Source organism: Pseudacidovorax intermedius, assembly GCF_003350475.1.
Taxonomy (GTDB): domain Bacteria; phylum Pseudomonadota; class Gammaproteobacteria; order Burkholderiales; family Burkholderiaceae_C; genus Xenophilus; species Xenophilus intermedius.
Genome location: NZ_QQAV01000009.1, coordinates 80282 through 93026 on the forward strand (window position 1 = coordinate 80282; position 12745 = coordinate 93026).

The window sequence follows — 12745 nt, forward strand, 5'->3', positions numbered from 1 at the left end:
CACGGGTTTTCTCGGGGTGTGCTGACTTGCGTCAAACAGCGCGGCAATCTTAAGATAAGCCGACCGGTCGGTCGAAAGTAATTCGGCGAAACGACCCCCGAACAATCCCGGAGACGCCCCATGTCCGACGCCCTGGTGATCGAGAGCACGGCCGATGCCGTGCGCACCCTGACGCTCAACCGCCCCTCTGCGCTCAACAGCTTCACCCAGGCCATGCACCACGCGCTCATGGACGCGCTGGAGCGCGCTGCGGCGGATGCCGGCGTTCGCGCGCTGGTGCTCACCGGCGCCGGCCGCGGCTTCTGCGCCGGCCAGGACCTGGCCGATCCCGCCGTGGCCCCCGAGCCGGGCGGTGCGGCCAAGGACTTGGGCGACGTCATCCACCGCTTCTACCGCCCGCTGGTGCTGCGCCTGCGCAGCATGCCGGTGCCGGTGGTGGCTGCGGTCAACGGCGTGGCCGCGGGCGCCGGCGCCAACCTCGCGCTGTGTGCGGACCTTGTCCTGGCGGCGCGCTCGGCCAGCTTCATCCAGGCCTTTGCCAAGATCGGCCTGGTGCCCGACACGGGTGGCACCTGGCTGCTGCCGAGGCTGGTGGGCCGTGCGCGCGCGCTGGGCCTGGGCCTGCTGGGCGACAAGCTGCCGGCCGAGGAAGCCGAGCGCCTCGGCCTGATCTGGCGCGTGGTCGACGATGCCGCCCTGGCCGAAGAGGCGCAGCAACTGGCCCGCCGGCTGGCCGCCATGCCGGTGAAGGCCCTGGTCGCCACGCGCACGGCCTTCGATGCGGCGCAGGCGCTGGATCTGGAGGCCGCCCTGGCGCAGGAGGCCCGCATGCAGGGCGATCTCGGTCGTGCCCACGACTACCAGGAAGGCGTGGCCGCCTTCGGCGCGCGCCGTGCCCCGCAGTTCACCGACCGCTGAAGCCGCCATGGTCGCGTCCTCTACACCCCAGCAGATCGCCGACGCCGTGCGCAACGGCATGGCCGCCAACGATCGGGCCCTGCATGCGCTGGGCATTGCCATCGCCGCCATTGCGCCCGGCGCAGCCACGGCCGCCATGAGCGTGCGCGAGGACATGCTCAACGGCCACGACATCTGCCACGGCGGCCTGATCGCCACGCTGGCCGACACCGCCTTCGCCTACGCCTGCAATGCCTATGACGAACTCACCGTGGCCTCGGGCTTCGGCGTGGACTTCGTCGCGCCCGCGCGCCTGGGCGACCGGCTGGAGGCGAGGTGCACCGAGGTCTCGAAGACCGGTCGCACCGGCGTGTACGACGTGGTCGTGACCAACCAGCGCGGCGAGCGCGTGGCGGTGTTCCGCGGCCGCTCCTACACCGCCCGCGGCCGGCCCGCGGTGCCGCGCTGACCGATTTGCCCGCAAGGAGACGACCCATGCCCGTCAAGCAGCCGGCCCCCGGCGACCTGGAACCCATCGAGACCGCCAGCCGCGACGAGATCGCCGCGCTGCAGCTGCAGCGCCTGCGCGCCACGCTGGAGAACGCCTACGAGAACGTGCCGCACTATCGGCGCGCCTTCGACGAACGGGGCGTGCATCCCTCGGACCTGCGGCAGCTGTCCGACCTGTCGAAGTTCCCTTTCACCGTCAAGAGCGACCTGCGCGACAACTATCCCTTCGGCATGCTGGCCGTGCCGCGCGAGCGGCTGGCGCGCATCCATGCCTCGTCGGGCACCACGGGCAAGCCCACGGTGGTGGGCTACACCGCCGGCGACATCGACCGCTGGGCCGACCTGGTGGCACGCTCCATCCGCGCCGCGGGCGGCCGGGCCGGCGACCTGATCCACGTGGCCTACGGCTACGGCCTGTTCACCGGCGGCCTGGGGGCGCACTACGGGGTGGAGCGGCTGGGCTGCACCGCCATTCCCATGTCGGGCGGGCAGACCGAGAAGCAGGTGCAGATGATCCGCGACCTGAAGCCGTCGATCATCATGGTCACGCCCAGCTACATGCAGGTGATCGTCGAGGAGTTCGCGCGCCAGGGCCTGGACGCGCGCGACTGCTCGCTCAGGGTCGGCATCTTCGGCGCCGAGCCGTGGACCGAGGCCATGCGCCGCGAGATCGAGGGCCGTGCCGGCATCGACGCGGTGGACATCTACGGCCTGTCCGAGGTCATGGGCCCGGGCGTGGCCAGCGAATGCATCGAGTCGAAGGACGGCCCGGTGATCTGGGAAGACCACTTCTATCCCGAGATCATCGACCCCGAGACCGGCGAGGTGCTGCCCGACGGCGAGGAGGGCGAGCTGGTCTTCACCACGCTCACCAAGGAGGCCCTGCCCATCGTGCGCTACCGCACGCGCGACCTCACCCGGCTGCTGCCGCCCACCGCCCGCGCCTTCCGGCGCATGGGCAAGATCGTCGGCCGCAGCGACGACATGCTGATCATCCGTGGCGTCAATGTCTTTCCCACGCAGGTGGAGGAGATCGTGCTGCAGCACCCGCAGCTCTCCGGCCAGTACCAGCTGGTGGTGCGCCGGGATGGCCACCTGGACACGGTGGAGGTGCGCTGCGAGCTGCAGCCCGAGGCCGCGGCCGCCGCGAGTGCGGCGGAGGTGGCCGGCTGGGTGCAGCACCGCATCAAGACGCTGATCGGCATCAGCACCACCGTCGCCGTGCTGCCGCCCGACGGCATCGAGCGCACGCTCACCGGCAAGGCGCGCCGCGTCTTCGACGAACGCGCCAAGGCGCGCTGACCCGCCGTCGCCCCGCCCCCACCTCACCCACAGGAAGGACCGCCCCATGTACACCCAGGCCATGGACACCGCCGGCAAGGACGCCGACGCCCGCAAGCCCGTGCGCTCGGCCCAGGAAGCCCTGCTGGAGGCCCGCTTCGATGCCCGCATCGACGACGGCGCCTTCATCGAGGCCAAGGACTGGATGCCCGAACACTACCGCCGGACGCTGGTGCGCCAGATCAGCCAGCATGCGCATTCCGAGATCGTCGGCATGCTGCCCGAGGGCAACTGGATCACCCGCGCACCCACGCTCAAGCGCAAGGCCATCCTGCTGGCCAAGGTGCAGGACGAGGGGGGCCACGGCCTGTACCTGTATGCCGCGGCCGAGACGCTGGGCACCTCGCGCGACCAGATGCTGGAGGCGCTGCACAGTGGCAAGGCCAAGTACAGCTCGATCTTCAACTACCCCACGCTCACCTGGGCCGACGTCGGCGCCATCGGCTGGCTGGTGGACGGCGCGGCCATCATGAACCAGGTGCCCATCTGCCGCTGCTCCTATGCGCCCTATGCCCGCGCCATGGTGCGCATCTGCCGGGAGGAGAGCTTCCACCAGCGCCAGGGCTTCGAAAGCCTGCTGACCATGATGCAGCAGGGCACCGAGTCGCAGAAGGCCATGGTGCAGGACGCCGTCGATCGCTGGTGGTGGCCCTCGGTGATGATGTTCGGCCCGCCTGACGACCAGAGCCCCAACACGGCGCAGTCCATGCGCTGGGGCATCAAGCGGGTCTCCAACGACGAGCTGCGGCAGAAGTTCGTCGACGCCGCCGTCGAGCAGGCCCGCGTCCTGGGCGTGACCCTGCCCGACCCCGCGCTGAAGTGGAACGAGGCGCGCCAGCACCACGACTTCGGTGCCATCGACTGGGCCGAGTTCTGGCGCGTCATCGCCGGGGACGGCCCCTGCAACCGCGAGCGCCTGGCCGCCCGCGTGAAGGCCTGGGAGGAGGGCGCCTGGGTGCGCGAAGCCGCACTGGCCCATGCCCGCAAGCAGGAAGAGCGATTCAAGGAGGCCGCATGAGCGAGCACACCCCCGACGCGAAGGGCGACCGCATCGCAGGCGAAACCGAAGCCAGACCCGTGGGCAACGCAAGCCGGGCGCAACCGCCCCGCGCCGAGTGGCCGCTGTGGGAGGTCTTCGTGCGCACCAAGGCCGGCCTGGACCACAAGCACTGCGGCAGCCTGCATGCCGCCGATGCGCGCATGGCCATCCAGCTGGCGCGCGACGTGTACACGCGCCGGCAGGAGGGCACCAGCGTGTGGGTGGTCCGGGCCGACCAGATCGTGGCCAGCGACCCGGGCGACAAGGACATGTACTTCGACCCGATGGAGGACAAGGTCTACCGCCATCCCACCTTCTACACGCTGCCCGGCGCGGTGGACCACATGTGAGCACCGACGGGAGACACCACATGCAAGCCTCCATCGAGATCGCCCAGGACGCGCCGCTGCAGTACCTGCTGCGCATCGGCGACACCGCCCTCGTCCTCGGCCAGCGGCTGGGCGAATGGGCCGGCCACGCGCCGGTGCTGGAAGAGGACATCGCCCTGGCCAACATGGCGCTGGACCTGATCGGCCAGGCCCGCGCTGTTCTGAGCCACGCCGGTGCCGTCGAGGGCTGCGGCCATGACGAGGACCAGCTCGCCTTCCTGCGCGAGGAGCGCGACTACCGCAACGTGACGCTGGTGGAACTGCCCAACGGCCCGGGCCGGCCCGGCGACTTCGCGCTCACCGTGTTGCGCAACACCATGGCCGCCACCTTCTTCCACCTGCTGTGGACGCGGCTGCAGGACTCCACCGACACCGAGCTGGCCGCCATCGCCGGCAAGGCCGTGAAGGAGGCCCGCTACCACCAGCAGCATGCCGCCGACTGGGTGGTGCGGCTGGGCGACGGCACGGCAGAGTCGCGCCGGCGCATGGTGGCCGCGCTGGAGCGGCTGTGGCCCTATGCCGCCGAACTCTTCGCCGACGACGCGGTGGACGAGGCCGCCGCCGCCAGCGGCCTGGGCCCGCGCTGGAGCGCGCTGCGCCCCGACTGGGAGGCCGCGATGGCCGAGGTGCTGGCCGAGGCCTCGCTGCCCATGCCCGCGCACACGGCCTTCGTCAGCACCGGCAAGCGCGGCGTGCACAGCGAGCACATGGGCTACATCCTGGCCGAGATGCAGCAACTGCAGCGGGCCTATCCCGGAGGCGTGTGGTGAGCGCGATGGCGGCCGTGCCCACGCCGGCTTCGGTGTCGCAACAGGCCGCGCGCATGGCGCGTGCCTGGGCTGTGCTGGCCGACGTGCCCGACCCGGAGGTGCCGGCGCTGTCGGTGTGCGACCTGGGCCTGGTGCGCGAGATTCGCGTCGACGCCGACGGCCTGACCGTGGTGCTGACGCCGACCTATTCCGGCTGTCCTGCCACGGAGGTGATCGCGCAGAGCGTGCGAGATGCGATCGAGGCCGCCGGCCTGGGGCCGGTGCAGACCGTGTTGCGCCGCGCGCCGGCCTGGACCACGGACTGGATCAGCGAGGACGGCCGCCGAAAGCTGCGCGAATACGGCATCGCGCCGCCGGGCCCGGTGGCAGCGGGGCAGGGCGTGCCGGTGCGGCTGGTGGGGCGCCGTGGCGCGCCGCCCATGGTCGCCTGTCCGCGCTGCGGCAGCCCCGAGACCGAGCGGCTGTCCGCCTTCGGCGCCACCGCGTGCAAGGCGCTCTACCGCTGCATCGCCTGTCGCGAACCCTTCGAGCATTTCAAGCCGCTATGACGCCCCTGTTCCATTCCCTGCGCGTGCGGACCGTGGAGCCCGATACCGCCGAGGCGGTGATCGTCAGCTTCGATGTGCCGCCCGAGCTGCGCCAGACCTTCGGCTTCACCCAGGGCCAGTACCTCACCCTGCGCAAGCAGATCGACGGGCAGGACCTGCGGCGTTCGTACTCGATCTGTGCCGGCGTGGACGATGGCGTGCTCCGCGTGGGCGTGCGCAAGGTGCGCGGCGGTGTGTTCTCCAACTGGATCAACGCCCAGCTGCGGCCCGGCGACGAGATTGCCGTCATGGCGCCGCAGGGCCGCTTCTTCGTTCCGCTGGCGCCCGAGGAGCGCCGGCACCACCTGGGCGTCGCTGGCGGCAGCGGCATCACGCCCATCCTGTCGATCATGAAGACCGTGCTGGCGCGCGAGCCCGGCAGCCGCTTCACGCTGATCTACGGCAACCGGCAGTTGCGCTCCACCATGTTCAAGGAAGAGCTGGAGGACCTCAAGAACCGGCACCTGAGCCGGCTGGTGCTGCACCACGTGTTCTCGGACGAGCACACCGACGCGCCCATCAACAGCGGCGTGCTCGACCGCGAGAAGGTGGGCGACTTCCTGCGTGCGCTGGTGCCGGCCTGGTCCATCGACCATGCCTACATCTGCGGGCCCTACCAGATGAACGACGAGGCCGAGGCGGCATTGCGCGCGGCCGGCGTGCCGGAGTCGGCGATCCATGTGGAGCGCTTCGGCATCGCCCAGCCGGCCGCCGTCCCCGGAGCCGTCGGCGCCGTGATGCACGAGGCGCTGCCGGGCGATGCCGAGCAGGCAAGGGTGGTCATCGTGCGCGATGGGCTCTCGCGCGAGATCGAGTTCCGCCGTGACCAGCCCAGCATCCTCGACTGCGCGGCAGCGGCCGGTGTGGAGGTGCCGTATTCGTGCACCTCGGGCGTGTGCGGCACCTGCCGCGCCAAGGTGCTCGAAGGCGCGGTGCGCATGGAACGCAACTTCGCGCTCGACAAGGCCGAGGTGCAGGCGGGCTTCGTGCTCACCTGCCAGGCCCATCCCACCACCGACCGGGTGGTACTCTCGTTCGACGAACGTTGACGGGAAACGCAGGGATGGCACGAGGACGCGCAGCAGGCTACGACGAACAACGCGAGACCATCCTGGCGCAGGCCGGGCTGCTGTTCGCGCGGCGGGGCTATCCCGCCACCTCGATGAACCAGGTGGCCGAGGCCTGCGGCCTGTCCAAGCCCACGCTCTACCACTACTACAAGGACAAGTACACGCTGCTGGTGAGCATCGCCGAGGCCCATGTGAGCCGGCTCGATGCCATCGTCTCGGAGGTGTGGGCCGGCGAGATGCCGCCCGAGGCCCGCATGCGCGAGCTGATCCTGCGGCTGGTGCGCGAGTACGCCACCGCGCAGAGCGCCCACCGCGTGCTCACCGAGGACGTGCGCTTCCTGGAGCCCGAAGACCGCCAGCGCGTGCTCGACAAGGAGCGCGCCGTGGTGCGCGGTTTTGCGCGTGCCGTGGCGGCCTTGCGGCCCGACCTGCAGGACACGCTGATGGGCATGCCGCTGACCATGCTGCTGTTCGGAATGATCAACTGGATGTTCACCTGGATGAAGCCCGATGGGCCGCTGGACTACGAGGACATGGCGCCCGTGGTGGCCGACCTGTTCCTGGGCGGGCTGTCGGCGGTGCGCCTGCCCGACGCGGCGCGTCGGCCGGTGGACGTTCCCATTGCCGATTCCGATTCCGACACCGATCCGGCGCCGACCGGCTGACCGGCGGCACCTTTCGCACGCCGCGGGGCGACGCGCCCCGGCGTTTTCTGCCAGACCGAGAAAGTACAGAAGGAGACAAGCCATGAAGTTCAAGATCCAGGCGCTCGCCGCCGCCGCGCTGGCCTGCGCGGCCAGCCTGTCGTGGGCCGACCTGACGGTGGGCGTCACGCTGTCGACCACGGGCCCCGCGGCCTCGTTGGGCATTCCGCAGAAGAACACCATCGCCCTCATGCCCAAGACCATCGGCGGGCAGAAGGTCAACTACGTGGTGCTCGACGATGCCAGCGACACCACCACCGCGGTCAACAACACCCGTAAGCTGATCGCCGACAACAAGGCCGACGTGATCGTCGGCTCCAGCGTCACGCCCAACTCGCTGGCCATGATCGACGTGGCCGCCGAGGCGCGCGTGCCGATGATCAGCCTGGCGGCGTCGGCCCGGATCATCTCGCCCATGGACGACAAGAAGAAGTGGGTCTTCAAGACCCCGCAGAACGACGACATGATGGCGCAGGCCATCGCCGAGCACATGGCGGCCCGGGGCGTGAAGTCGGTCGGCTTCATCGGCTTCTCCGACGCCTATGGCGAGGGCTGGTACGAGGTCTTCTCCAAGGCCGCTGCCGCCAAGGGCATCAAGCTGGCGGCCAACGAGCGCTATGCGCGCACCGACACCTCCGTGACGGGCCAGGCGCTCAAGCTCATGTCCGCCAATCCGGAGGCCGTGCTGATCGCCGGCTCGGGCACGCCGGCCGCGCTGCCGCAGAAGACGCTGGCCGAGCGCGGCTACAAGGGCAAGGTCTACCAGACGCATGGCGTGGCCAATGCCGACTTCCTGCGCGTGGGCGGCAAGGACGTGGAAGGCACCATCCTGCCCGCGGGGCCCATGCTGGTGGCCGAGCAACTGCCCGACAGCAACCCGGTCAAGAAGTCGGCCATGGCCTATGTGTCCGCCTACGAGGCGGCCCACGGCAAGGGCACTACAGCGGCCTTCGGCGGCCATGCGTGGGATGCCGGCCTGATGCTGCAGGCCGCCGTGCCCGAGGCGCTCAAGAAAGCGCAGCCGGGCACGCCCGAGTTCCGTGCCGCGCTGCGCGACGCGCTGGAGCAGATCAAGGAAGTGCCCGGCGCGCATGGCGTCTTCAGCATGACGCCCACCGACCACCTCGGCCTCGACAACCGCGCCCGGGTGATGGTGACCATTCAGAACGGCACCTGGAAGTACCTGCCCTGAACGGCATGGACCTCCAGATCGCCCTGCTGCTGGGCCAGGACGGCATCGTCAACGGCGCCATCTATGCGCTGATGGCGCTTGCGCTGGTGCTGGTGTTCTCGGTCACGCGCGTCATCTTCATTCCGCAGGGCGAGCTGGTGGCCTTCGGCGCGCTGTCGATGGCGGCGCTCGGCACCGGCAAGGTGCCGGGCACCCTGTGGCTGCTGCTGGTGCTGGCCGTGGCGGTGCTGCTGCTGGAGCTCTGGCGTGCCCGGCGCGGCGCGGTCGTGGAATGGCGGGCGACGCTGGCCTGGACGGTGGTGCTGCCGCTGCTGGCCTGCGCCGTGGTGCTGCTGTGGCGACCGGCTTCGCTGTGGGGCCAGTCGCTGGCGACGCTGCTGGTGGTCGCGCCGCTCGGCCCGCTGCTCTACCGCCTGGCGTACCGGCCGTTGGCGCGGGCGAGCGTGCTGATCCTGCTGATCGTGTCCGTGGCGTTGCATGGTGTGCTGGTGGGCCTGGGCCTGCTGTTCTTCGGCGCCGAGGGATCGCGCACGCCGGCCTTCTCGGAGACCCGCTTCGACTGGGGCGGCGTGACGGTGGCCGGGCAGTCACTCGTGGTGGTGGGGGTGGCGGTGCTGCTGGTGGTGCTGATGTTCGTGTTCTTCGAACGCTCCATCGTGGGCAAGGCGCTGCGCGCCGTGGCCATGAACCGTGTGGGTGCGCGGCTCATGGGCATTCCCGCCGATCTGTCGGGCGACCTGAGCTTTGCGATGGCGGCGCTGATCGGCGCCGTGGGCGGCCTGCTGGTGGCACCGCTGACCACCGTCTACTACGACACCGGCTTCCTGATCGGCCTCAAGGGCTTCGTGGCCGCCATCGTCGGCGGGCTCGCGAGCTACCCGCTGGCGCTGGCGGGGGCGCTGATCGTGGGCCAGCTGGAGGCCTTCTCCTCCTTCTGGGCCAGCGCCTTCAAGGAGGTGCTGGTGTTCACGCTGATCATTCCGGTGCTGTGGTGGCGTTCGCTGCGCAGCCGCCATGTGGAGGACGAGGAATGACCCGCCGGCAACTCATGCTGCTCTTCGTCGCGGCGCTGGCCGTGGCCTGGCCGCTGCTGCCCGAGTTCACCGCCACGGTGTTCAGCTACATCGGGCTGTACGCGCTGGTGGCGGCCGGGCTGGTCATGCTCACCGGCGTGGGCGGCATGACCTCCTTTGGGCAGGCGGCCTTCGTGGCCATCGGCGCTTATGCCACGGCCTGGGTCTGCACGTCGCCCACGGCCGCCGCGGCGCTCTCGGCGCTGCCGCCGCCGCTGTGGCCCTGGGTGGGGCTGGCGCTCGGGCTCGCGCTCACCTTCGTGCTGGCCTGGGCGCTGGGCGGCATCACCGTCAAGCTCTCGGGCCATTACCTCCCGCTGTGCACCATCGCCTGGGGGCTGGGGCTGTACTACCTGTTCGGCAACCTGCAGGCGCTGGGCGGGCAGACGGGCATCACCGGTCTGCCGGCGCTCAGCGTCTTCGGTATCTCGCTGGCCTCGCCGCGGGTGCTGGGGCCGGTGATCTGGACGGTGCTGCTGCTGACCCTGTGGGCGCTGCACAACCTGCTCGACTCGCGGGAGGGGCGCGCCATCCGCGCGCTCAAGTCGGGCCGGTTGATGGCGGAATCGATGGGCGTGGACACGGCGCGGCAGCGTGCCCGGGTCTTCGTGCTGGCGGCGCTGCTCGCGGCGCTGTCGGGCTGGCTCTATGCGCACATGCAGCGCTTCGTCAATCCGACGCCTTTCGGCCTGAACGTGGGCATCGAATACCTGTTCATGGCCGTGGTCGGCGGCGCAGGTCATCTGTGGGGCGCTGTGCTGGGCGCCATGCTCATCACGCTGCTCAAGGAGCAGTTGCAGGACTGGCTGCCCCGGCTGCTGGGCGCCAGCGGCAACTTCGAGCAGATCGTCTTCGGCCTGCTGATGGTGCTGGTGCTGCAGCGCTTCGCCGAAGGCCTGTGGCCCACGGTGGCGCGGTGGAGCGGACGCTGGCTCCGGCCCGAGCGCGAAGGGCGCCGCGGGGTGCCGCCTTGCGCATTGCCGGCGCGGGCCATGCAGCCGGCGGGCGCGCTGCTGTTGGAGGCGCGTGCCGTCACCAAGCGCTTCGGCGGCCTGGTCGCCAACAGTGCCGTCGACCTGACGCTGCGGGCCGGCGAGGTTCATGCGCTGATCGGCCCCAATGGCGCGGGCAAGAGCACCTTCTTCAACATGGTGTCGGGCGTGGACGACCCGACCGAGGGCGAGGTGCGCCTGCTGGATACGCCCATGCAGGGCCGGCCCTCGCGCGAGTTCGCGGCCCGCGGGCTGGGCCGCACCTTCCAGCATGTGCGCCTGCTGGGGGAGCGCAGCGTGCTCGAGAACGTGGCGCTGGGTGCGCACCTGCGCGGCCGGCGCGGCTGGTGGGCCGCGATGCTGCGGCTGGACCGTGCCGAAGAGGCGGCCCTGCTGGTCGAGGCCCGCCGGCAGATCGAGCGCTGCGGCCTGGGTGCCTTCGCCGACCGGCCGGCGGCCTCGCTGGCGCTGGGCCAGCAGCGGGTGGTCGAGATCGCACGCGCCCTGGCGGGCAACCCGGTGGCGCTGCTGCTGGACGAGCCCGCCGCCGGCCTGCGCCACCTGGAGAAGCAGGCCCTGGCCGGCCTGCTGGCGCAGCTGCGCGGCGAGGGGCTGGGCATCCTGGTGGTGGAACATGACATGGAGTTCGTGATGAACCTGGCCGACCGCGTGACGGTGCTGGAGTTCGGCACCGTGATCGCCGAGGGAACGCCGGACGCGGTGCAGCGCAATCCGCGCGTGCTGGATGCCTACCTGGGCGGGGCGGAACCGGCCGCGCCACCGACCTCGGCCACCGCGGCCGCCGCGGTGCTGGAGCCGGCCGCATGAGCGCCCGTCTGGCTGCCGCCAGCGACGCCGCCCCGGTCGAGGCGCGGCCCGGCGCCGCCCGGCCCGTGCTGGCGCTGGAGGACTTCCACGTCGCCTACGGTGCCGTCGAGGCCGTGCACGGCGTGGCCCTGCACATCGACGAGGGCGAGATCGTCACCGTCATCGGCCCCAACGGGGCGGGCAAGACCACGCTGCTGGCGGCGGCCATGGGGCTGCTGCCGTCGCGCGGCCGGCTGCGGCTGGGCGGCGAGGTGATCGCCCGGCCCAGCGTCGAGGCCATGGTGGCGCGCGGCGTGGCGCTGGTGCCCGAGCGGCGTGAGCTCTTCGGCGAGATGTCGGTCGAGGACAACCTGCTGCTCGGCGGCTTCTACCGCTGGCGCACGGGCCGCCGGGACCAGCGCGCCCGCATGGCCGAGGTGTTCGCCATCTTTCCGCGGCTGCAGGAGCGGCGGACCCAATGGGCCAGCACGCTTTCCGGCGGCGAGCGCCAGATGCTCGCCATCGGCCGCGCCCTGATGGCACGTCCCCGGCTACTGATGCTGGACGAGCCTTCGCTGGGCCTGGCGCCCCTGATCGTGCGCGAGGTGCTACAGGTGGTGGGCGCGCTGCGAACGCAGGGCGTGTCGGTGCTGCTGGTGGAGCAGAACGCGCGCGCCGCCCTGCAGGTGGCCGACCGCGGCTATGTGCTGGAGACCGGCCGCGTGGCGCTGCAAGGCCCGGCTGCCGAATTGCTGCACGACCGCCGCATCATCGACACCTACCTCGGGCTGGGGCAACGGGTGGCATGAGCTGGCCGGCCCTGAGGCCTCTGCTTATTGCTCGCCGACCACGTGTCGGCAGCCGCGGCTACTTCCAGGGGGTGGGCGCCGGTACTTCGCAGACGGGCTCGACGTCCACGCTCTTGAAGTCGGCCGGCGAGACGATCTCCAGGTATTCCATGTCTGGCGAGTAGTCGAACAGGTAGTGGCGGATGCCCGGGCGCTGGTGCACCACGTCGCCGGCCTCCACCAGCGTCTCCTTGTCCTCGTACATGAAGCGGGCCCAGCCCTTGACCATGATGACGATCTGGAAGTCCGCCTCGTGCCGGTGCCAGCCGGTGCCCGTCTCGGGCGCCATGTTGGCCTTGACCAGGTGCGCGATCACCTTGCCATGGGTGGCCGCGGCGATGCCGAGGTCCCGGTAGAGGAAAAAGTCCCGCAACCCGCCCGACTTGTAGTCGGTGTCGCCGGGCTTGACGTGCGAGAACTCCGTGGTGGTTCGATCCAACATGGGGCGCGCTCCTTCCTGGGGGGGTGCTGCGCTGCAACATGCATAAAGCGTTCCCGCAGCAGGACGCCCCGGTATCGGCACGCA

The 12745-nt window shown here is 70.8% G+C and carries 14 protein-coding genes; 13 read left to right on the forward strand and 1 reads right to left on the reverse strand.

Annotated elements, in window-relative coordinates; genetic code table 11:
* Positions 1-120 precede the first annotated feature (120 nt).
* The 13 genes from DFR41_RS20100 to DFR41_RS20160 all read left to right on the forward strand — a co-directional run bounded on the left by DFR41_RS20100 (position 121) and on the right by DFR41_RS20160 (position 12180).
* On the forward strand, positions 121-918 hold the full coding sequence (locus DFR41_RS20100) for an enoyl-CoA hydratase-related protein (RefSeq protein ID WP_114804050.1): 798 nt from the start codon (positions 121-123) through the stop codon (positions 916-918).
* A 7-nt stretch (positions 919-925) separates the two neighbouring features.
* Positions 926-1366 (forward strand): hydroxyphenylacetyl-CoA thioesterase PaaI, encoded by a 441-nt coding sequence (paaI, locus tag DFR41_RS20105; protein ID WP_017761000.1) that lies wholly within the window; start codon positions 926-928, stop codon positions 1364-1366.
* A 26-nt stretch (positions 1367-1392) separates the two neighbouring features.
* Positions 1393-2709 carry a phenylacetate--CoA ligase PaaK gene (paaK, locus tag DFR41_RS20110; RefSeq protein ID WP_017761001.1) on the forward strand — a complete coding sequence of 439 codons (1317 nt, stop codon included), beginning with the start codon at positions 1393-1395 and terminating at the stop codon, positions 2707-2709.
* A gap of 46 nt (positions 2710-2755) precedes the next feature.
* Complete coding sequence (paaA, locus tag DFR41_RS20115; RefSeq protein WP_114804051.1) at positions 2756-3766, forward strand: 1,2-phenylacetyl-CoA epoxidase subunit PaaA; 1011 nt, start codon at positions 2756-2758, stop codon at positions 3764-3766.
* A gap of 59 nt (positions 3767-3825) precedes the next feature.
* On the forward strand, positions 3826-4137 hold the full coding sequence (gene paaB, locus DFR41_RS20120; RefSeq protein ID WP_114804145.1) for a 1,2-phenylacetyl-CoA epoxidase subunit PaaB: 312 nt from the start codon (positions 3826-3828) through the stop codon (positions 4135-4137).
* Between the two features lie 20 nt (positions 4138-4157).
* On the forward strand, positions 4158-4946 hold the full coding sequence (paaC, locus tag DFR41_RS20125; RefSeq protein WP_114804052.1) for a 1,2-phenylacetyl-CoA epoxidase subunit PaaC: 789 nt from the start codon (positions 4158-4160) through the stop codon (positions 4944-4946).
* Between the two features lie 5 nt (positions 4947-4951).
* Complete coding sequence (gene paaD, locus DFR41_RS20130; protein WP_114804053.1) at positions 4952-5494, forward strand: 1,2-phenylacetyl-CoA epoxidase subunit PaaD; 543 nt, start codon at positions 4952-4954, stop codon at positions 5492-5494.
* Positions 5491-6582, forward strand: coding sequence for a 1,2-phenylacetyl-CoA epoxidase subunit PaaE (paaE, locus tag DFR41_RS20135; protein ID WP_017757499.1), 1092 nt, complete (start codon positions 5491-5493; stop codon positions 6580-6582). The genes paaD and paaE overlap by 4 nt, the downstream gene beginning before the upstream one ends.
* A gap of 14 nt (positions 6583-6596) precedes the next feature.
* On the forward strand, positions 6597-7268 hold the full coding sequence (locus DFR41_RS20140; protein ID WP_114804054.1) for a TetR/AcrR family transcriptional regulator: 672 nt from the start codon (positions 6597-6599) through the stop codon (positions 7266-7268).
* An 82-nt stretch (positions 7269-7350) separates the two neighbouring features.
* Positions 7351-8499: an ABC transporter substrate-binding protein gene (locus DFR41_RS20145; RefSeq protein WP_114804055.1), complete on the forward strand. Its 1149-nt coding sequence runs from the start codon at positions 7351-7353 to the stop codon at positions 8497-8499.
* 5 nt (positions 8500-8504) lie between these two features.
* Entirely contained in the window at positions 8505-9533 is a 1029-nt protein-coding gene (locus tag DFR41_RS20150; protein WP_114804056.1) for a branched-chain amino acid ABC transporter permease, read from the forward strand.
* Complete coding sequence (locus DFR41_RS20155) at positions 9530-11392, forward strand: branched-chain amino acid ABC transporter ATP-binding protein/permease (RefSeq protein ID WP_114804057.1); 1863 nt, start codon at positions 9530-9532, stop codon at positions 11390-11392. Before DFR41_RS20150 ends, DFR41_RS20155 begins: the two co-directional genes overlap by 4 nt.
* A complete protein-coding gene (locus DFR41_RS20160; protein ID WP_114804058.1) occupies positions 11389-12180 on the forward strand; it encodes an ABC transporter ATP-binding protein in 792 nt (263 codons plus the stop codon). The genes DFR41_RS20155 and DFR41_RS20160 overlap by 4 nt, the downstream gene beginning before the upstream one ends.
* Positions 12181-12238: 58 nt before the next feature.
* On the opposite strand, the gene DFR41_RS20165 is transcribed toward DFR41_RS20160, so the two are convergent.
* On the reverse strand, positions 12239-12661 hold the full coding sequence (locus DFR41_RS20165; RefSeq protein ID WP_017761628.1) for a cupin domain-containing protein: 423 nt from the start codon (positions 12659-12661) through the stop codon (positions 12239-12241).
* Positions 12662-12745: the final 84 nt, after the last annotated feature.